At 71.6% G+C, this 19,158-nt stretch carries 17 protein-coding genes; 7 read left to right on the plus strand and 10 right to left on the minus strand.

The genetic code is table 11. The features are described 5' to 3' along the window. Positions 1 to 57 precede the first annotated feature (57 nt). On the plus strand, positions 58 to 1,584 hold the full coding sequence (locus ACIA73_RS30865) for a class I adenylate-forming enzyme family protein (RefSeq protein ID WP_399442211.1): 1,527 nt from the start codon (positions 58 to 60) through the stop codon (positions 1,582 to 1,584). Positions 1,585 to 1,649: 65 nt separating this feature from the next. Here the strand turns inward: ACIA73_RS30865 and ACIA73_RS30870 are convergent, their stop codons facing one another. After that, positions 1,650 to 2,180 carry an EF-hand domain-containing protein gene (locus ACIA73_RS30870; protein ID WP_399442140.1) on the minus strand — a complete coding sequence of 177 codons (531 nt, stop codon included), beginning with the start codon at positions 2,178 to 2,180 and terminating at the stop codon, positions 1,650 to 1,652. Positions 2,181 to 2,329: 149 nt separating this feature from the next. Next, positions 2,330 to 2,704: an STAS domain-containing protein gene (locus ACIA73_RS30875; protein ID WP_399442141.1), complete on the minus strand. Its 375-nt coding sequence runs from the start codon at positions 2,702 to 2,704 to the stop codon at positions 2,330 to 2,332. Positions 2,705 to 3,013: 309 nt separating this feature from the next. Here ACIA73_RS30875 and ACIA73_RS30880 point away from each other — a divergent pair, with 309 nt between their 5' ends. Further along, a complete protein-coding gene (locus ACIA73_RS30880) occupies positions 3,014 to 3,610 on the plus strand; it encodes a sigma-70 family RNA polymerase sigma factor (RefSeq protein ID WP_399442142.1) in 597 nt (198 codons plus the stop codon). Next, complete coding sequence (locus ACIA73_RS30885; protein ID WP_399442143.1) at positions 3,607 to 4,758, plus strand: maleylpyruvate isomerase N-terminal domain-containing protein; 1,152 nt, start codon at positions 3,607 to 3,609, stop codon at positions 4,756 to 4,758. The genes ACIA73_RS30880 and ACIA73_RS30885 overlap by 4 nt, the downstream gene beginning before the upstream one ends. A gap of 16 nt (positions 4,759 to 4,774) precedes the next feature. On the opposite strand, the gene purU is transcribed toward ACIA73_RS30885, so the two are convergent. The 4 genes from purU to ACIA73_RS30905 all read right to left on the minus strand — a co-directional run bounded on the left by purU (position 4,775) and on the right by ACIA73_RS30905 (position 9,665). Continuing rightward, complete coding sequence (purU, locus tag ACIA73_RS30890) at positions 4,775 to 5,686, minus strand: formyltetrahydrofolate deformylase (protein ID WP_399442144.1); 912 nt, start codon at positions 5,684 to 5,686, stop codon at positions 4,775 to 4,777. 29 nt (positions 5,687 to 5,715) lie between these two features. Then, on the minus strand, positions 5,716 to 6,162 hold the full coding sequence (locus ACIA73_RS30895) for a hypothetical protein (protein ID WP_399442212.1): 447 nt from the start codon (positions 6,160 to 6,162) through the stop codon (positions 5,716 to 5,718). Positions 6,163 to 6,325: 163 nt separating this feature from the next. Further along, the gene (locus ACIA73_RS30900) at positions 6,326 to 8,017 is read right to left on the minus strand and encodes a hypothetical protein (RefSeq protein ID WP_399442145.1); all 1,692 of its coding nucleotides are present in this window, start codon (positions 8,015 to 8,017) and stop codon (positions 6,326 to 6,328) included. Positions 8,018 to 8,276: 259 nt separating this feature from the next. Continuing rightward, the gene (locus tag ACIA73_RS30905; RefSeq protein ID WP_399442146.1) at positions 8,277 to 9,665 is read right to left on the minus strand and encodes a transcriptional regulator; all 1,389 of its coding nucleotides are present in this window, start codon (positions 9,663 to 9,665) and stop codon (positions 8,277 to 8,279) included. Positions 9,666 to 9,980: 315 nt separating this feature from the next. Between ACIA73_RS30905 and ACIA73_RS30910 the strand changes: the two genes are divergently transcribed. The 3 genes from ACIA73_RS30910 to ACIA73_RS30920 all read left to right on the plus strand — a co-directional run bounded on the left by ACIA73_RS30910 (position 9,981) and on the right by ACIA73_RS30920 (position 13,216). Beyond that, positions 9,981 to 10,679, plus strand: coding sequence for a bifunctional DNA primase/polymerase (locus ACIA73_RS30910; protein WP_399442213.1), 699 nt, complete (start codon positions 9,981 to 9,983; stop codon positions 10,677 to 10,679). 42 nt (positions 10,680 to 10,721) lie between these two features. After that, entirely contained in the window at positions 10,722 to 11,576 is an 855-nt protein-coding gene (locus ACIA73_RS30915; RefSeq protein ID WP_399442147.1) for an ABC transporter ATP-binding protein, read from the plus strand. A 62-nt stretch (positions 11,577 to 11,638) separates the two neighbouring features. Next, the gene (locus ACIA73_RS30920) at positions 11,639 to 13,216 is read left to right on the plus strand and encodes a transporter (RefSeq protein ID WP_399442214.1); all 1,578 of its coding nucleotides are present in this window, start codon (positions 11,639 to 11,641) and stop codon (positions 13,214 to 13,216) included. Between the two features lie 111 nt (positions 13,217 to 13,327). Here ACIA73_RS30920 and ACIA73_RS30925 read toward each other — a convergent pair whose 3' ends face one another. Together ACIA73_RS30925 and ACIA73_RS30930 are read right to left on the minus strand one after the other, a co-directional pair. Beyond that, a complete protein-coding gene (locus ACIA73_RS30925) occupies positions 13,328 to 14,209 on the minus strand; it encodes an alpha/beta fold hydrolase (RefSeq protein ID WP_399442149.1) in 882 nt (293 codons plus the stop codon). 704 nt (positions 14,210 to 14,913) lie between these two features. Continuing rightward, a complete protein-coding gene (locus ACIA73_RS30930) occupies positions 14,914 to 15,606 on the minus strand; it encodes a metal-dependent transcriptional regulator (RefSeq protein ID WP_399442150.1) in 693 nt (230 codons plus the stop codon). Positions 15,607 to 15,852: 246 nt separating this feature from the next. Here ACIA73_RS30930 and ACIA73_RS30935 point away from each other — a divergent pair, with 246 nt between their 5' ends. Further along, positions 15,853 to 16,608 (plus strand): SIS domain-containing protein, encoded by a 756-nt coding sequence (locus ACIA73_RS30935; protein WP_399442151.1) that lies wholly within the window; start codon positions 15,853 to 15,855, stop codon positions 16,606 to 16,608. Between the two features lie 36 nt (positions 16,609 to 16,644). Here ACIA73_RS30935 and ACIA73_RS30940 read toward each other — a convergent pair whose 3' ends face one another. Together ACIA73_RS30940 and pdxH are read right to left on the minus strand one after the other, a co-directional pair. Beyond that, positions 16,645 to 17,970, minus strand: coding sequence for a PAS domain-containing protein (locus tag ACIA73_RS30940; protein ID WP_399442152.1), 1,326 nt, complete (start codon positions 17,968 to 17,970; stop codon positions 16,645 to 16,647). 442 nt (positions 17,971 to 18,412) lie between these two features. Next, entirely contained in the window at positions 18,413 to 19,048 is a 636-nt protein-coding gene (gene pdxH / locus ACIA73_RS30945) for a pyridoxamine 5'-phosphate oxidase (protein WP_399442215.1), read from the minus strand. Positions 19,049 to 19,158 lie beyond the last annotated feature (110 nt).

A 19,158-nucleotide genomic window follows, 5' to 3' on the forward strand; every position in this document is an offset into this window, starting at 1 on the left:
CCCACGGAGCCCACGCGGTCCGCCGAGAAAGCGGCCCGGGAACGGGCCGCACACGACCTGGGCACCTCACACACCCTCTGGGAACTGGTCGCCCGCCGGGCCGCCCTCACCCCCGACCGCCCCGTCCTCCTCCAGGGCGACCGTGTCCTCACCTTCGGCGAGCTGCACACCCGCGCCGAACGGGTGGCCGCCGGGCTGTACGGGCTGGGGGTGCGGGCCGGGAGCGTGGTCGCCTGGCAGCTGCCGACCCGCATCGAGACTGTGCTCCTCTCCCTGGCGCTCGCCCGCCTGGGCGCGGTGCAGTCCCCCGTCATCCCCTTCTACCGGGACCGCGAAGTGGGTTTCGCGCTACGGGAGTCGAAGGCGGACTACTTCGCGGTGCCGGGCGAGTGGCGGGGCTTCGACCATGCCTCGATGGCGCACCGCCTCTCCCTCGGACTACCGCGCCCGCTCCTCGTACTCAACGCGTACGAGGACCTCCCGGACGGCGACCCGGCGGTCCTGCCGCCGCCCCTCGCCGACGGCAGCTCCGTCCGCTGGATCTACTGGACCTCCGGCACCACCTCCGATCCGCGCGGCGTGCTGCACACAGACCGCTCGCTGATCGCGGCGGGCGGCTGCCTGGCGCACGCGCTGCGGCTGACGCCTGCGGACGTGGGCTCGATCGCCTTCCCCTACGCGCACATCGGCGGCCCCGACTACCTCATCATGCTGCTGCTGTACGGCTTCCCCGCCGTGCTCTTCGAGCACTTCGCGATGCCCGGAGCTTTGGCCGAATATCGTCGTCACGGTGTGACGGTGGCGGGGGGTTCGACGGCCTTCTACTCGATGTTCCTCGCCGAGCAGCGCAAGGATCCGTCCACCCCGGTGATTCCGACGCTGCGGCTGCTCGCGGGCGGGGGTGCGCCGAAGCCGCCGGAGGTGTACCACGCGGTGGTACGGGAGCTGGGGTGCCAGCTCACCCACGGGTACGGCATGACGGAGGTGCCCATGATCACGATGGGGGCGCCGGACGACACCGTCCCGAACCTCGCCACGACGGAGGGGCGCCCCCCGAAAGCCATGTCCGTCCGCATCACGGACGCGGAGGGCAAGCCGGTTCCGACCGGGGAGGACGGGGAGATACGACTCCGGGGCGAGGCGGTCTGCCAGGGCTACCTGGACCCGTCCGCGACGGCTGCCGCCTTCGACGGGGAGGGGTACCTGATCACCGGTGACCTTGGCCATCTGACGGCTTCCGGCCATCTGGTGCTGACCGGACGCCTCAAGGACGTGATCATCCGCAAGGGGGAGAACATCTCGGCCAAGGAGATCGAGGATCTCCTCCACACGCATCCGGGTGTCGCGGAGGCAGCGGTGATCGGCCTACCGGACGCGGAGCGTGGCGAACGGGTGTGCGCCGTACTCGAACTCCACCCGGGCACCTCCCCCTTGACCCTCCCCGAGGTCACCACCCACCTCCGCACCGCCGGCCTCGCCACGTACAAGCTGCCGGAGCAGGTCGAGGTGGTGGAGGCGATGCCCCGCAACGAAACCCTCCGCAAGATCCTGAAGTACCGGCTGCGGGAGCGTTTCGGGGGGTGAGTCGGCCTCACGGGATACGGAGGTGAGGGGCGCTGCGGGAGCGGGCGGGGCCGGCGCCCCCGCCCCTACCTCGCGTCCGGGCCGTCCACCGTGTAGTACGTCGCGAACGCCGTCATCGTCTCGTCCTCCGTGATGATCCCGTCCCCGTCGACATCCAGCGCCGCAGCCACCTGCTCGGCAACCTCCGGGTCCGCGCCCAGTACGCGGAGCAGGCGGGTCGCCGCCGCGAGGGTCACCCCTGGGCCGTCGCCGTCCGACCCCGCCGCGATTTCGATCGCCGAGTGCATGAACGGCCGGGCGATCTCGGCGAACCTCTTCGGGTTGTCGCGTAGCCGCTTGACCGCCCCGGTCACGAACTCGTCGCGGCTGACCCGCTGATCGCCGTCGACGTCCGCGATTCCGGCCATCCCCTGCCAGAACGCCTCGGCGCCGCTGTAGAGGGCCTGCCCCTTGTCGCAGCGGGCGGTGGTGTTGAACTCGGCAAGAATGGCGGCCGCCGCGGCACTGAAGTCCTCGCGGTCGATGTAGCCGTTGCCGTCCTGGTCGAAGGAGGCGAAACGGGCCGCTGTCTTGCGCTCGTACTCTGCGCTGTCCATGCAGGCGAGCGTACGTCGTGGGCGCGCCGACGATCCCGGTTATGCGGGGAAATCATCCGCGTGAGGGGCAGGTGGACATCAGAGGGACATCGGAGGGACACAAGTGGGGCTCCAGGAGCCACCGCAGCCGGCGGAAAGGGCCGCCCCCGTCAGGCCGACATCGCCTGCGCGGTGTCGTCCACCGCCGTCTCCACGTCAGGGAACACCTCGAAGAGCCGCCGCACCCCGAGCGCCGCCAGCACCCGGTTCACATGGCTGCCGTCCTCCGCGCCCTGCGCCGGCAGGATCAGCCGCAGGCTGCCCTGACAGGACCGCATCAGCCGCCGGGCCGCGATCAGCACCCCGACCCCGCTGGAGTCGCAGAACAGTACGTCGGAGAGGTCGAGTACGACCCGGTGGCGGCCGTCCGCGACGGCGTGGTGGACATGCTGGCGTACGGCCGGTGAGGTCACCAGGTCCAGTTCGCCGGAGATGTGCAGCACGGCCCAGCTGCCGTGCTCTGCCTCGTTCACCTTCAGCGTCACGCGTCGGACCTCTCAGCTAACCGGAAGTAGACCTTCCTCATCGCGGCTTCCCTACCGCGAACCCATGAAACACCGCCTGCCTGTGGCCACCGTACGCAGGAGGTACGTAATGACCGGATCACTACCATCCCGGACCGGGCCGGGGGCGCACTTGTCGCAAAGGGGCGTGCGCTGTCCGTCACCCGCACTACATTCGAAAGAGCAGGTGCTTTCGCGCGTGTGCGAGCGGCGCGCGTGGCGAGTGTGCGAGTGGCGCGCCTGCGCGGCGGAGCAGTGGCGGGGTTGTCGTGCTGGGGGGTTGGAAGCCGTATGCCGAAGGACGCACCACCTCGCTGGGACCGCAGGATGCAACAGCGGCTGGCGCGGGGGGAAGCGGCTGCGCTCGGCGAGCTGTACGACAGGTTCGCCTCGCTGGTGCACAGCCTCGCCCACCGGGTCCTGGACGACCAGGACGCGGCGGACCAGATCACCCGTGACGTCTTCGGGCACGTCTGGGAGAACCCGCACACGTACGACCCGAAGGAAGGCTCCATGCGGGCCTGGATCGCCAAGCTCACCAACCGCCGTGCCGTGCACCGGCTGCGTCAGTCGGAGGCGGCGGCGCTCGCCGAGGGCGAGGGCACCGCCGAGGAGTTGGAGCAGAAGGTGCACCGGGCGGCAGCCGTCGCGCGCGCCGACTACATCGTCACCTCGATGCCCACCCCACTGCGCGAAGCCCTGGAACTGGCGTACTTCCAGCGCCGCGACTACCGCCAGACCGCCCGCCAGCTGGGCGTCACCGAGGACGAGGCCCGCCGCCGCCTCCGCCTCGGTCTGCAACTCCTCTCCACGGCCAACGCCGCCAACCCCTCCTACCCGGCGAGCAGCGTCCCGGGGCCGAACGGCCAGTACGGAGGCGCGCGGTGAACACCGCCGACGAGCCGAACGGCACCCCCCACCCGCACGGCATCGACCCCGAGCGCCACCGCGTCCTGAAGTCCCTGCTCGGCGCCTGGGCCCTCTTCGCCTGCTCCGCCGAGGAGACCCAGGCCGTCGAGGACCACCTCACCGACTGCGCCCCCTGCGCGGACGAGGCGGTCCGGCTGCGCGACGCCGTCGGCCTGCTCCAGACCGAGCACGGCCTGGACCTCGACCCGCAGCTGCGCACCCGGGTCCTGGACACCTGCCTGGGCCGCCGCCCCGCCCGCATCCCGATGCCGGCCTGGGCCCAGCCGTACGACACGGAGACCGCCAGGCTCGACGCCCTGCTCTCCGACATCGACCCCGGTGAGTGGCACGCGCCGGTGCAGCTGCGCTGGTTCGAGGGCGAGCATCCGGTACGCCGCAAGGCGACCGTCGCCGCCGTCATCGGCCATCTGCTGACCGTCGACGCTCTGGTGGCCACCGCGCTCGGGCTCGACGACCCGGTGGCCGTGTCCGCCGAAGCGGCCGGCCCCACCGGCCGCACCGAGGCGTACTGGCAGGGCTCCCACCAGCCGCCCACCCGCGCGGTCCGCGCCCCGTGGCGCGAGCAGACCCACACCCTGCTGCGGACCGCGTCCTTCGCGGGCGGCGGCGCGGCGGAGCTGGAGGTGTCCTACGGGGCGTTCGCGCTCCCGCTCAAGGACGCCCTGCTGGAGCGGGCCTTCGAGTGCTGGGTGCACGCGGACGACATCGCGCAGGCCGTCGACTACCCGTACGAGCCTCCGACCGGCGCCCATCTGCACCAACTCATCGACCTGGCCGCCCGGTTGCTGCCCGGCACGCTCGCCGCCCGCCGCCGGGCCGGGCTCGCCCCGCCCGCCCAGGGCCTGGTCACCGCGGGCTCCCCCGGCCGGACCCTGCACCTGGAGGTGGAGGGCCCGGGTGGAGGCAACTGGTGGATCGCCCTGGACTCCCCCGCCGCCGTGGGCTCCCCCGACCACAAGGTGGCGCACATCGCGATGGACGGCGTCGAGTTCTGCCAGCTCGCGGCCGGGCACGTCTCGCCGCAGGAGGCGGCGGCGGGCCAGCTGGGCGACAAGGGGGCGGTACGGGACGTGCTGTTCGCGGCGGCTTCCCTGTCGCGGCTGTAGCCGCGCGTACGCGGAGCTACGCGAACACCACCGTGCGGTGCCCGTTCAACAGCACCCGGTGCTCGCTGTGCCACTTCACCGCGCGGGCGAGGGCCTGGCACTCCACGTCGCGGCCGACCGCCACCAGCTGCTCGGGGGTGACCTCGTGGCCGACCCGCTCGACCTCCTGCTCGATGATCGGCCCCTCGTCGAGGTCGGCCGTCACGTAGTGCGCGGTCGCGCCGATCAGCTTCACCCCTCGGGCGTGCGCCTGGTGGTACGGCTTGGCGCCCTTGAAGCTCGGGAGGAAGGAGTGGTGGATGTTGATGATGCGCCCGCTGAGCTGCTTGCAGAGGTTGTCGGACAGCACCTGCATATAGCGGGCAAGCACCACCAGTTCCACATTTTCCGCCGCCACCAGATCGAGCACCTGCTGCTCGGCGGCGGCCTTGGTGTCCTTCGTCACGGGGATGTGGTGGAAGGGAATGTCGTACGTCCCGACCAGCTCGCGGAAGTCGGTGTGGTTGGAGACCACGGCAGCGATCTCCACCGGCAGCGCGCCGATCCGCGAGCGGAACAGCAGGTCGTTCAGGCAGTGCCCGAACTTGCTGACCATCAGTACGATCCGCATCCGCTCCTCGGCCCGGTGGATCTGCCAGTCCATCCGGAACGAGTCACCGATCGCGGCGAAGCTGGCCCGCAGCCTTTCCAGCGAGGCGGGGCCCTCCACCGACGCCGGGGCCTCGGCCGAGAACGCGACCCGCATGAAGAACAGACCCGTGTCGTGGTCCCCGAACTGCCTGCTGTCCTCGATGTTGCAGCCGGTCATGAAGAGGAAGCTGGACACCGCGTGCACGATGCCCTGCTTGTCCGGGCAGGACAGCGTCAGGACGTAGTGGTCGGGGGCGGGAGCAGCGGCGGGTGCGGGCGTGGGGTCGTCGTTCGTCATGACCCCAGAGGATCGCACATCGGCCCAGTTCAGGAGGGACTGGTCAGAATGCGGATGTCTTCCAGGGAGCGCGGCCGGGTGTCCGGGTCGTCCCCGTCGCTCACGGCCATCCGCAGATGGGCCTCACGGGCCGCCCGCACCGCCTCCGGCCAGGCGTGATGAGCCAGGTACGCGGAGACGGGGGCGTCGGCCCCGACCTGGTGCATGATCCGCAGGACCCGGAGCACGGCGACGTCCACGAGGGCCGCCTCGCCCGAGTCCCGGAATATCGAGCCGACGTACTTCTCGGCGGACCAGTTGTCGAGCCAGGTGTCCTCGACCAGGCGGTACACGGCATCGGTGATGTCCCCGTACCCGTCGAGTCCGGGCACCCAGCACTCCTGCTGGAAGGCGGGATCGGAGAGCATGTGCAGCGCGGAACGCACCTGAGTGCGCCAGCGCCACCACGGCATGTCATTCAGCGGCATGCCGCCCATGGTGGGGGAGCGACGGGCGCGACGGGAAGGGTTCGGGGAAGCTTGCACGGTTTCCGACCGTACAGGCATACGAATCGGAGGCGGGCGGGCCCCCTGCTCGCCCCCGCCCCGCGCCACGGACTCGCCCCCGCCCCGTGCCACGGACTCGCCCCCCCGCCCCGTGCTACAGATCCGTCGGCTGGTGCTTGGTGAGGCTGTACTCCTCGGCGATCGCGTTCCAGGGACCGACGGCCGCCTTCTTGGCCTGGGACGCGTTGCCGCTCTCGCGGTCGCCCATGCGGCGCTCGTTGGTGGCCTTGGCCTTGCCCTTGGGGCAGAAGCGCTTCTTGTCGCCGGCCACCTTGTCGGCCCAGGACGCGTAGTGGTCGTCGGCGGCGGCGGACGCCTGCCACGCCTTGTTCAGGGAGGCGGTGAGCGACTCGTTGTCCTTGAGCTTGTCCACCTTGAGGCCCTGGAGGCGGCTGACCAGGTCGCGGCGCTGGCCCGCGGCGCCGCGCAGGTCGGTGGCGGCCTTGGACAGGTCCTCGCACTTGCCGATGGCGGCCACCGAGCTGATCACCGCGGATCGGCTGTTGTTGCTGTCCGCGAGGAGCTTGTCGAGCGCCGTGGCCTGCGCCTTCGCCGGGTCGGCGGCCTTGTCGGCGGGCGGCTCCGAGGGCAGGGAGCTGCCCGAGGCGACGGTCTTGGCGTCGTCCTTCTTGGGGTCGTCGTCGCTGGAGTTCATCAGCGCGCCGATACCGAGGCCGATCACCGAGCAGCCGATCACCACGGCGGCGATCATCGGCACCGTGCCGATCTTGCGGCGGCCCGGTTCGGGGCCGCCGCCCTGGCCGTAACCGGACTGCTGGTGGTAGCGGGCCTCCTCCTGCTCCGCCTCCTGCTGGCGGGGCGGCAGGAAACGCGGCATCTGCTGCGTGGAGGACGCCGGCTCGCTCTGCGGCGGGGTGCTCGTCCGGAAGAGACTGTCGAACTCGGCGGGCGGCTGCCGCTCACCGGGCTCCCCCGGCCGCGACGGAGTCTCCGCCCGCGGCGCGTACGCCGCGTCCACGGGCACCGGCGGCAGGTACTGGGTGGCGTCCGCGTCCGACCCCGCGGGCGGCTGAAGCGCCTGCCCGCCGAGGAACTGGGTCCCGTCGACCGGGAGTACGGGAGCGGGGGCGACCGGGTTCTCCGGCGGCAGCGCCCCCGGCCCCTGCACCACCGGCGCCATGAACTGGGTGGCCTCCGCGTCACCGCCGGGGGCGGCGGGCAGGTCCCACGAGGGCTGCCCGCCCTGCGGCTGCGGAGGACCGAACTGGCCACTGGGCGCGGACGGCATCGGGGGCGACTGGAGCGCCTGCGGCTGAGGTATCGGCTGCGGTATCGACTGCTCGGGCTGCGGCGCCTGCTGGTAGCCCGCCTGCGAACGGCCCGGCTGGTACTGGTCCGCCTGATGCTGACCGGCCTGCGAGTGGCCCGCGACGCCTCGGCCGCCCGTCTGCGGCGACTGCATCGCCTGCGGAGTTCCGTACTGCTGCTGTGTCCCGTACTGCTGCTGAGTTCCGTACTGCTGCTGAGTTCCGTACCCCTGCTGAGCCCCGTATCCCTGCGGAGTCCTGTACCCCTGCTGCGACCCGTAGCCCTGCTCCCCCAGCCCCTCCCGCGGCGAGCCCTGCCGGCTCGTCAGATCAGCCTGTGCGGGCGGCTGTTGGGCCTGTGGGCCCCACGGGGTGTCCCAGCTCTGGCCCTGCGGTGGGGTCACCTGGCCGGTGGCCTGGCCCGGGGCGGCCGGCCACGGGGGCTGCTGCGCAGGGAGTTCCTGGGAGTGGTGCGGCTGCGCCGGGGGCAGTCCCGCGCCCTCGTGTGCGGGGCGCACAGCGGGATGCTGCGGCTCATCACCCTGTTCGCTCTGCGTCAACGGGGGGCTCCTGCCATCGGACCTAGGGGGTCCTCGCCACAACAGCGAGGGACGGAATCACCGGTTCACGCTACCGGGTGAGTCCGCCCCTTTGCCACGTGCCCATGATCGCTGGTCAGCGACACCCCGTCCGACCTCGGACGCTGTAACACATAGCAGTACGTTGACGCTGTAGAGGGGCCGTGGTTGACGGAACGGCGACTGCACGGCCCTCCCACTACGCCGCCCGCACCTCCATCCGCGCCCCGAACTCCCTTACCGACGGCTCGTCCCGGTACGGCTCCAGGCGCTGCTGGAAGTCCTCCAGGTACTCCGCGCCCCGGTGCGACCGCAGCGTCCCCAGCAGCTCGACCGCACGCGCCCCGGTGTGGCACGCCTGCTCCACCTCCCGCTGCTGCACCTGCGCCGAAGCCAGCAGCACGAGGCCGATGGCGCGCCGCCGCACCTTGCTCTCGGGGTGGCCGTCGACACTCTCCCCGGCCCGTCGCGCCGCCGCGTCCGCCTGCCCCAGGTCCCGGTGGCAGTGCGCCAACTCATCGGCCAGATACGCCTGGTCGAAGTGTGCGATCCACGCCGGGTCGTCCCCCGAGTCACCCGCCTCGTACGCCCGCTCCATCGCCGACTGCGCCCTGGCCGCCACCACCCCGCAGGTCCGCTCGTCACCCATCAGCGCGTGCCCGCGCGCCTCCGCCGCGTAGAACATCGCTTCCGTACGCGGTGTCACCCGCCCCCGCGCCCCTTCCTGCGCCGCGCGCGCCAACTGCGCGATCTCCCGCGGATTCCCGAGCTGCGCCGCCAGATGACTCATCGACGCGGCCAGCACATATCCGCCGTACCCCCGGTCGCCCGCGGCCTGGGCGAGCCGCAGCGCCTGGATGTAATAGCGCTGGGCGAGCCCTGGTTGGCCCGTGTCCACCGCCATGTATCCGGCCAGCTCCGTCAACCTGGCCACCGCCGCGAAGAGTTCACGCCCGACGGACTCCCGGTACGAGCCGGACAGCAGCCCGGACACCACACTGTTCAAGTAGTGCACGACGATCGGCCGCACATGCCCGCTGCCAAAGGTGTGGTCCAGCGTCGTCAGAGCTTCCGTGGTCGCCCGTACCGCGGCCACGTCACTCATCCCGACCCTCGACCCGGCCGTCCGCGCCACCTGGTGGTCGGCGCCGGTGATCAGCCAGTCCCTGCTCGGCTCGACGAGCGCGGACGACGCCACCGACGAACCGGACAGGAAGTCCCGCCGGCCCACGTCGCTGCGCCACAGCTCGCAGACCTGCTCGATGGCCCCCAGCACGGTGGGCGAGAACTGCAGCCCGATTCCGGAGGCCAGGTTCTTGCCGTTGGCCATCCCGATCTCGTCGATGGTGACGGTACGGCCCAGCTTGCGGCCCAGGGCCTCGGCGATGATCCCCGGTGCGCGGCCCCTGGGCTGCTGGCCGCGCAGCCACCGGGCGACCGAGGTCTTGTCGTAACGGAGATCGAGTCCGTGCTCGGCGCCGCACATATTGACCCTGCGGGCCAGCCCGGCGTTGGAACAGCCGGCTTCCTGGATGAGCGCCTGGAGACGTTCGTTCGGCTGTCGGGCGATGAGCGGCCGGGCTGCCATGTGTACCCCCTGGTGCGGGCGCTGATGAACTCCACCGGAATCCCAGCGGACTCGTGCGGAGATCACTGCCCTGCGGATATGCAAAGAATGCGGGTCATACGCAGAGATGCTGGTACATGCCTGAAGTAGTGGCGGTACGTCATGCAAGTCGGAGATATTCGCCGTTACTTCCGCGCTTCCACTTTTGTGGCTTCCCGCTGTCCGCACCCGGGGCACCTGCGCGCCCCCGCCCGTGCACCCATGCGCCCCGTATGCAGGATCGATGCGCCAGCTCCCGGCCTGCCGCGCCCGTAACCGGAGTTGGTGGGCGCAGTTGTGTTGTTCGTGGAAGAGACCATCGCAGTCACGGACGTTACGGACGCAGCCCAGATCCCCAAGCAGCGCGGCGATCAACTGCTCGACAGCGCCGTGAGGTACGCGGAAGAACGGCACTGGGACGTGGTCCCCGGGACCTGGCTGGAGGCGGAGGAAGGGATCGAGCGCTGCTCGTGCGGCGACGTGACGTGCGCGGCTCCCGGTGCTCACCCGGCGAAGGACGACTGGGCGACGCAGGCGACGGGCAGTGCGGTGGCAGCGCGCAGGCTCTGGCAGAAGAACCCGCGGGCGTCGATCCTGCTGCCCACCGGACGCACCTTCGACGCCATCGACGTCCCCGAGACGGCCGGATTCCTGGCGCTGGCCCGGATGGAGCGCATGGAGCTGACCCTCGGCCCCGTCACCAGCACCCCCGACCGCCGGCTGCTCTTCTTCGTCCTCCCCGGTGCGGGCGCCAAGATTCCCGACCTGGTAAGGAAGTTGGGCTGGGCCCCCAGCACCCTGGACCTCGTCTCGCGCGGCGAGGGCGACTACGTCGCGGCCCCGCCGACCCGCATGGGCGGCATGGGCGCCGTCCAGTGGGCCCGCCGCCCCACCCCCGCCAACCGCTGGCTCCCGGACGCGGAAGAACTGATCAATCCCCTGGCCTACGCCTGCGGCCGTGAAGCAGCTGCTGCGCGGGGGCGTACGCGCGCCTAGTGTGGTGCCCGTATTCACGGGGACCACGAAAGGCAGTGCGCCATGCCTGACCAGGCATTCGACGAGGCGGGCGGAGCGCGTACGGCGCCGCCCGCCGCGGTACGTGTACAGGGCTTGTGGAAGCGGTTCGGCGAGCAGGTGGCCGTGGCCGGAATTGATCTGGAACTGCCCGCCGGGAAGTTCATCGGCCTGGTCGGGCCGAACGGCGCGGGAAAGACCACCACCCTGTCGATGGTGACCGGGCTGCTGCGCCCGGACCACGGCACGGTGGAGATCGGCGGCCACGACGTTTGGCGCGACCCGGTGCAGGTCAAGTCACGTATTGGCGTACTGCCGGAGGGACTTCGACTGTTCGAGCGACTGTCCGGGCGTGAACTCCTCGCCTACAGCGGACGGTTGCGCGGTCTGCCCGGCGACGAGGTCGACAAGAGGGCGACGCAGCTTCTCGACGTCCTGGATCTGGCCGGATCGCAGCACAAGCTGGTGGTCGACTACTCGACCGGTATGCGCAAGAAGATCGGGCTCGCGGCAGCCCTTCTCCACAACCCTCAGGTGCTGTTCCTCGACGAACCGTTCGAGGGCGTGGACCCGGTGTCCGCCCAGACCATCCGGGGTGTCCTGGAGCGGTACACCGCCTCCGGTGCGACGGTGATCTTCTCCAGCCATGTGATGGAGCTGGTCGAGTCGCTGTGCGACTGGGTGGCCGTGATGGCCGCCGGCCGGATCCGCGCCCAGGGGACGCTCGCCGAGGTGCGGGGCGACGCGCCGAGCCTGCAGAGCGCGTTCCTGGAGCTGGTCGGGGCGAACGGGCGCAACGCCGGGGAGAGCCTGGACTGGCTGGGCGGCGGGGCCGCGCACGGCACCGGTGCCGGGAGCGAGTCCGGGGTCCCGCGATGAGTGCGGTGGTGACCGGGTCCCGTGGGAGCACCGCTCCCCCGGACGCCGTCTCGACGGGGCTGATGCCTCTTTTCGTACGCCTCAAGCTCGCCCTGCTGAAGAACGGGCTGCGGCAGTCGTCCGGGCGCAAGGCCGCCTTCATCACCACCGCGGTACTGGTGGTGTTCTTCTCCGCGCTCCTGCTGTTCGGGCTGATCATGCTGCGCGGGGTGACGGCGGCGCCTACGGTGGCGCTGCTGCTGACGCTGATCCTCGCGTTCGGCTGGACCTTCATGCCGTTGTTCTTCCCGAGCGGCGACGAGACCCTGGATGCCTCGCGGCTGGTGATGCTGCCGTTGCGGCCGAGGCCACTGGTGTGGGCGCTGCTGGCGGCGTCCCTGGTGGGCATAGGGCCGCTGTTCACGGTGTGCCTGGTGGTCGGCTGCGTGATCGTCGTGGCGTACGGGGCTGCCGGGGCCGCGCTGGCGGTGCTGGCGGCACCGCTGACCGTGCTGACGTGCGTGGCGCTGGCCCGTACCGTCGCGACGGCCAACGTACGGCTGCTGACCAGCCGGCGCGGCCGTGACCTGGCGGTCCTCAGTGGCCTGATCATCGCCGTCGGTATCCAGGTCGTGAACTTCGGCTGGCAGCGGCTGGCGCAGTCCGGCGGCGGGCTGGAAGTGCTGGACCCGGTGGCGAACGTGGTGCAGTGGGTGCCGCCGGCCTCGGCGATCGGCGCCGTGCATGCGGTGAGCGAGGGGGCGTACGGGCGCGGAGCCCTCCAACTGCTGCTCACGGTCGTCCTCCTCGCGGCCCTGCTGTGGTCGTGGGAACGCGGCCTGGTCAAGCTGATGACCGCACCCGACGGCTCGACGATCCAGGCGGCGTCGGGCCCCACCCGCAAGGAGTCCAGGACGGGGCTGCTGTCGCGCCTCCTGCCGGACGGCCGGACGGCGGCCACCGCGCAGCGGGTGCTGCGCTACATCTGGCGCGACCCGAAGACCAAGGGCGCCTGGGTCACCTCCCTCGCCATCGGTCTGATCGTGCCGGTCTTCAACGCGCTCCAGGGGACCGGGTCGGTCTACCTCGCGTGCATGGCGACCGGGATGCTCGGCATGCTGACCTTCAACCAGTTCGGCTCGGACACCTCCGCCTTCTGGATGGTCGCCACGACGATCTCGACGCCCCGGGACGCCTTCGAGGAACTGCGGGCCAGGATGCTCGCGCTGCTCGCCCTCACCATTCCGTACACCCTCCTGGTGACCGTGGTGACGGCCGCCGTCGTTGGCGACTGGACCTCGCTGCCCGAGGTGCTGGGCATAGCGATGGCCCTGCTGGGGGCCCTGCTGGGCGCGGGCATGGTCGCCTCGGCGAAGTTCCCGTACTCCGTCCCGCAGGACAGCGCCCACAAGAACGTGGCCCCCGGCCAGGGCTCGCTCGCCTGGATGTCCCTCCTCGCGGGCCTGGCGGTCTCGGTGGTGAGCTGCGCGCCACTGGTCGTCCTGACGGTGTGGCTGCACGTGTCCGACGGTCCGCTGTGGATCCTGCTGCCGGTCGGTGTCGCCTACGGGGCGCTGGCGGGCTGGGCCGGGCTGAAGGTCGCGGCGCCCCGGGTGGCCCGGAGGCTGCCGGAGATCCTGGAGGCGGTCAGCAAGGGGTGACGGCGGGCGGGGATCCGGGGCGGGGGGGTACGGGGCGAGGGGGGGGTACGGGGCGAGGACGTACCCCGTACCCCCCGCGGCCCATGCCTCCGCGGCCCAGGCCTCCGCGTCCTATGCCTCCGACGGGCTGAAGTCGGCGGTTTCCTCCAGGAAGGGTTCGATGGCCCCGCGCCAGCCCTCGGGCTGGTCGTAGTGGACGAGGTGGCCGGCGTCCTGGACCTCCGCGTAGCGGCCCCGGGGAAGGACGCGGACCATTTCCTGGGCTTCGGCGCGGCCGAGTTCGCCGTCGAGGCCGCGGACCACGAGGGTGGGGCACTGGACCTGGGAGAGCTCGTCCCAGTGGGCGTCGTAGACCCAGGTCGCGCGGGAGAGAAGCATCTGGCGGCGGGAGAAGACGGGGCGCCAGCCGTCGGCGCGTTCGGCCATGACCTCGGCGAAGAACTCGCCGCGGGCGGGGCTGGGGCGCTCCACCCAGGGGTCGTCCTCGCCGAACCACTTGCGTACGTCCGCGAGGGTGGCGAAGGGGACCGGCCAGGCCCGGAACCAGTCGTCCCACTCGCGCTGCGAGGCGCCGCCCAGGGCGGAGGCCCGCATGTCGCAGACGACCAGGGAGCGGACCAGGTCGGGGCGCTTGGCGGCGAGCTGCCAGGCCGTGAGGGCGCCCATGGAGTGGCCGATCAGGGTGACCGGGCCGAGGCCGAGCTGCTCCACGGCCGCCTCCGCGTCGGCGACGTACGCGTCACGGGTGAAGGGGCCGTCCGAGGGCTTCTCGCTGCGGCCGTGGCCGCGTTGGTCGAGGGCGACGGCGCGGTGTCGTTCGGAGAGCCAGCGGGCGGTGGCCGCCCAGTGCGAGGAGCGGCCCATCAGGCCGTGCAGCAGTAAGACTCCGGGGCGCCGCTCCGGCTCGGCGCCGGCCTCCTTGGGCGGGTCGGCGAACTCCCAGGCGGCAAGGCGTACGCCGTCGGCTCCGGTCACGTCGATGCGCCGCACCATAGGGCCTGGCCCCCTTCTGCTTCCGGTCTTCTTCCGGTTCTGTCCCGATCCGGGCGGTTCCGGGTGGCTGTCGCTGCCCGTCATGCCGGTGGCTTGCCACACCAAGTTATCGAACTCGTATTCGAAATGACGTGGTCGGCGCGCAAGACCCCTCTTTCGAGTGACAGAGCTCAAGGATTGGCTCGCGCTGCCGAGGGGAGATCTTCTGCGGGAGGCGGGCCGCTCGGGGAAGACGGTCCGCGGGGGTCGACCTCGGGAGCTCGGGGCTCCAGGTCGACGCAGGGGAGGACAGGCCCCGGCGCCTCAGGGCGCCGGGGCCCTCCTTGTGCGGTGCCCGGTGGCCCGGCGCTCGGCGGCGCGGTGCTCGGTAGCGCGGTGCTCGGTGCGGGACCTGGAGTCGCGCCCGGTGCGGTGCCTGCGGTGCGTACGACGGGTTGTGCATCCCCGCCTCCTCCCCGGCCGTGCGTGGGCCCGGCCGGTGGCCCTCACTCTCACGTCGTGTGCCCCGGTTCATGTGGTGCAGACACAGCGTGGCATGCGATCTGGTTGGGCGCTGGCGTTCTGGGGGGAAAGGGGGGCAACTCCGTTGATTTTTGGGGCTGTTGACCTTGGGGGGCGGGGGGCCGCCCCCTGCCCGCCCGTTCCGCCCCCGGGGGGCGGCCCCGCCGCCCAAGGGGGCTACGGGGTGAGGGCGGGGCCGGGGGTCAGCGCTTGGCGACGAAGACGTGGGAGGCGGTTTCCTGGTCCAGTTCGGCGGCTTCGCCGCTGCTGCCGACGAGGACGCCGCCGGGGGATTCGGTGACGCTGACCACGGAACCGGGCTGTACGCCCGCGCGGCGCAGGGTGTACATCAGCTGCGCGTCGGTCTGGATGGGCTCGCCGATGCGGCGGACGACGACCGTCTTGCCCTCCGCGCCCGGGGAGAGGTCGCTGAGGCTGACCATGCTGTCGTCGAGGAAGGACTCCGCCTCGGACTTCTCGCCCAGCTCTTCGAGACCGGGGATGGGGTTGCCGTAGGGGGACTCGGTGGGGTGGCGGAGGAGTTCGAGGACGCGGCGTTCGACGGCCTCGCTCATCACGTGCTCCCAGCGGCACGCCTCCGCGTGCACCTGCTCCCACTCCAGGCCGATCACGTCGACGAGCAGGCACTCGGCGAGGCGGTGCTTGCGCATCACCCGGGTGGCCAGCTTGCGGCCCTCCTCGGTGAACTCCAGGTGGCGGTCGCCCGCCACCGTCACCAGACCGTCGCGCTCCATGCGCGCCACCGTCTGGCTGACCGTCGGGCCGCTCTGGTCCAGGCGCTCGGCGATGCGGGCGCGCATGGGGACGACGCCCTCCTCTTCGAGTTCGAGGATGGTGCGGAGATACATCTCCGTGGTGTCGATCAGTCCGGACATGTGTGCCCCTCGATGCTGTGACAGAAAATCGTCGTGCGCGCCGGCTCGTCATGCGTGGGCACCCGGCGGTCGTCCGCCCGGCACCCCGGCCCGGACTCAATTCTGACGCATCGCACTGACAACCGTGCCGCGCCGGGGCTACACCGTATTGACAGGCCACTGGTCCAGACCGCAACGTGATCCGCGGCACGGACGCCACCACCGTTCCACAACCCCTTCCGTACCCCGGGAAAGGCCCTTTCTGCGATGAGCGAGAACAAGCTGGCCGGTCAGTTCTTCGACGCCGCTATCGGTCTGTTGCACCGGGTGCGGGACGAGGAGGCGGAGAACATCGCGGCAGCGGGCACGGCGATGGCGGACACCGTGGAGGCGGGCGGGCGGCTCTTCGCGTTCGGCGCGGGGCACTCCTCGCTGGCCGCACAGGACGTGGTGTACCGGGCCGGTGGTCTGGCCCTGATGAACCTGCTCGCCGTGCCCGGGGTCGTCGGCGTCGACGTCATGCCGGCCACGCTGGGGTCGGCGCTGGAGCGGGTGGACGGGCTGGCGGGCGCGGTGCTGGACAGCAGCCCCGCCAAGCCCGGTGACGTGCTGGTGGTGATCTCGCTGTCCGGGCGCAACGCACTGCCGGTGGAGATGGCGATGAACGCGCGGGCGCTGGGGCTGAAGGTGATTGGTGTGACGTCGGTGGCGTACGCCGAGGGCACCCGGTCGCGGCACAAGTCCGGGAGCTTCCTGAAGGACCACTGCGACATCGTGCTGGACAGCAAGATCGCGGTCGGGGATGCGGAGCTGGGGGCGGAGGGAGTGGGCGCGCCGTTCGCACCGGCGTCCACGGTGGTCACCTCCGCGCTGATGCAGGCGGTCGTCGCCGCGGCGGTCGGGGAGCTGGCGGCCCGGGGGATCGAGCCGCCGATGCTGCGGTCGGGGAACGTGGACGGCGGGCACGAGTGGAACGGGCGGCTGATGGTGGAGTACGGGGACAGGATCTTCTACCGGCACTGAGGGGGTGGGGTGCCTCCGGGGGCAGGGCCGGTGCCCTCAGCCCTCCCTCCCGAGCACCTGGCCCAGATCCACCGCCCCCGCCACCCGCACCGCGATGCTCTCCGCGTAGACCGCGTCCGGGCGCTCGAAGGCGGGCCGGCTCGCGCCACGGAGAAAGGTGACCGCGCCCAGGCTCCGCCCCCGGCTGCGCATCACCACGCAGAGGGCGTGCACGGCCCCCGGCGGCCAGTGCCGTTCCGCCGCCCAGGACTTGGCGTCGGCGCGGGCACCCGCACTGGCCCGGACCGCCCCGGTGCGTTCGAGGGACTGGAGTACCGGGTGCCCGTCCCCGTAACAGACCGGAATGCCCGCCGCCGCATTGTCCGAGGTGCAGGGCCCCGGCTCCCCGGCGGGCGTCGCGGCCACCCGTACCAGCCGCTCCCCCACCAGCACGTCGATCAGCGCGTGGTCCGCGAACCCGGCGAGGCCGAAGTCGAGGTGGGCGGTCGCCGCCTCCATCGGGTCCTCGCACTCGGCCGCCGCACGGGCCGCCCGGTGCAGCTGGTTGCTGCGGAAGCGCAGCCGGGCCGCGTCCTGCTCGGCGGTCTTCGCCTCGGTGATGTCCTGGAAGATCCAGCCGACGCCCAGCGGAACGGGTTCCTCCGCGAGCGGGGACGCCAGTTTCAGGAAGCCGCTGCGCCAGCACCGCCGCCGCTCCCCCTCGGGCGTCCGCAGGGTCACCCACAGGTCGACGGGGGCGGGCGGGGAGCCCTCGGCGAGTACGTGCTGAAGGGCACCCTCCAGTTCGTCCACGCCCTGGACGACCGTCTCACCGAGCGGCCGCCCGAGCAGCGCCGTACGCCCGCCCCCCAGCGCCCGCGCCGCGTGCACGTTGACCACCGTCGGCCGCAGGTCCACGTCCAGCAGCACCACGCCCCACGACGCGTCCTCGAAGAGGACCTCGCTGAGCGCGATGGCCCGCTCCAGGTCGATCTGCGCGTGGACCTCGCCGAAGGCGCTGTAGACCCCGGCCGGTGTGCCGTCCGCGCCCGTCACCGCCGCCGACTGCATCCGCACCAGGACCCGGCTGCCGTCCTTGCGCAGCAGCGCGAACTCGTGGACCTGCCGCCCGCCCCCGTGCATCGCGGCCATCAGCCGCCCCTGCACCTCGTCGGCGTCCGCGCTGCGCACCGCCCAGCCCGCGAACCCGCGCCGCCCGACCGCGTCCCCGGCACTCCAGCCCAGGATCCGCTCGGCCTCGCGGTTCCAGTGGGTGACGGTGCCGTCCGCGTCCAGCGCGCAGAGGGCCGCGTCCATCCCGTCGAGGAGGGCGGCGAGCAGTTCCGCTCCCGCCACGCTGCTCCGAGAAGTACTCACCGGCACCCCCGCAGGTGTTCGTCCGCGCGGCTGTTCACCTTTGCCGCACGTCCGATCATTCAACTCGAACGTGACGCAGCGCACACCCGGTTCGCGAAAACGCGGGTCGGGAAGTCACCCCGGAGCCCGCTCGGAACCCGTCCCGAACTCGTCCCGTTAATTCGGTTGAAGCGCTCCGGCAACGCTCCTAGTGTGTGGTCCACGCTGAAAGGAGGTGATTCGGAAAAATGATTTCTTTCCGGACTCGTGAGGTGGCTGCGGGCTAGTTGCCCGTACGTCGCACTCAGTGCGGTACCGGCGCAGCCGGTCCAATCCCAAGCAGTCACCGCCCCGCGGGCTCGCCGGTAAGTCCGGCCGGCCTCCTCCTCGGAGGGGACCAGAGCCCGCGGGGTTCTGCGTTTCCCGGAGAGACACAGGCTCTCTCCGACCGGGGTTCAGACACGGGCTCTCAGGGATTGAGCCGCTCCACCGCCCAGGCCCCGCCGCTCCCGTCGCCTCCTGCGACGTACCGCAGCCGGTCGTGCAGCCTGTTCTCGTGCCCCTGCCAGAACTCCACCGTCTCGGGCCTGACCCGGAAGCCGCCCCAGTGCGGCGGCACCGGCACCTTCTCCCCCTCCGGGTAGCGCTCCTCCAACTTGCCGTAGGCAGAGGTCAGTTCGCCCCGTGATCCGATCACCTGCGACTGCTCGCTCGCCCATGCCCCGAGCTGCGAGCCGTGCGGGCGGGTGCGGAAGTACGCGGCGGTCTCCGCGCGCGAGATCCGCTCGGCGGTGCCGGTGACGGCCACCTGGCGGGCGATCTGGTGCCAGGGGAAGAGCAGCGAGAGGTACGGGTTGGCCGCCAGCTCCTCACCCTTGCGCGAGCGGTAGTTGGTGAAGAAGACGAAGCCCTCGGCGTCGTACGCCTTGAGCAGGACGGTCCGGGAGCTGGGGCGGCCCTCGGGGGTGGCGGTGGAGACGACCATCGCGTTCGGCTCGTGCAGTCCGCCGTCGACGGCCTGCCCAAACCAGCGGGCGAACTGGTCCATGGGCGTCGCCGCGAGGGAGTCCTCGGTGAAGGGCTCCGTGCGGTACTGCTCGCGCATGACCGCGGGGTCGGGCGTCACGGACGGATCGGGCGTGGGGAGAGAGTTCGGCACGGGGCCATCCTGCCCCAGCGGGTGCGGACCCAGTTTGCCCGCCCTCAACTCCGGTT

Source organism: Streptomyces sp. NPDC051561 (genome assembly GCF_044454195.1).
Lineage (GTDB): Bacteria > Actinomycetota > Actinomycetes > Streptomycetales > Streptomycetaceae > Streptomyces.

Excerpts from the sequence above, each read along its gene's own strand:
- purU (WP_399442144.1), bottom strand. The coding sequence starts at position 5,686 with ATGACGAACGACGACCCCACGCCCGCACCCGCCGCTGCTCCCGCCCCC.
- ACIA73_RS30915 (WP_399442147.1), top strand. The coding sequence starts at position 10,722 with ATGCCTGACCAGGCATTCGACGAGGCGGGCGGAGCGCGTACGGCGCCG.
- ACIA73_RS30925 (WP_399442149.1), bottom strand. The coding sequence starts at position 14,209 with ATGGTGCGGCGCATCGACGTGACCGGAGCCGACGGCGTACGCCTTGCC.
- ACIA73_RS30870 (WP_399442140.1), bottom strand. The coding sequence starts at position 2,180 with ATGGACAGCGCAGAGTACGAGCGCAAGACAGCGGCCCGTTTCGCCTCC.
- ACIA73_RS30935 (WP_399442151.1), top strand. The coding sequence starts at position 15,853 with ATGAGCGAGAACAAGCTGGCCGGTCAGTTCTTCGACGCCGCTATCGGT.
- ACIA73_RS30880 (WP_399442142.1), top strand. The coding sequence starts at position 3,014 with ATGCCGAAGGACGCACCACCTCGCTGGGACCGCAGGATGCAACAGCGG.
- ACIA73_RS30920 (WP_399442214.1), top strand. The coding sequence starts at position 11,639 with ATGCCTCTTTTCGTACGCCTCAAGCTCGCCCTGCTGAAGAACGGGCTG.
- ACIA73_RS30905 (WP_399442146.1), bottom strand. The coding sequence starts at position 9,665 with ATGGCAGCCCGGCCGCTCATCGCCCGACAGCCGAACGAACGTCTCCAG.
- ACIA73_RS30930 (WP_399442150.1), bottom strand. The coding sequence starts at position 15,606 with ATGTCCGGACTGATCGACACCACGGAGATGTATCTCCGCACCATCCTC.
- ACIA73_RS30895 (WP_399442212.1), bottom strand. The coding sequence starts at position 6,162 with ATGGGCGGCATGCCGCTGAATGACATGCCGTGGTGGCGCTGGCGCACT.
- pdxH (WP_399442215.1), bottom strand. The coding sequence starts at position 19,048 with ATGCGCGAGCAGTACCGCACGGAGCCCTTCACCGAGGACTCCCTCGCG.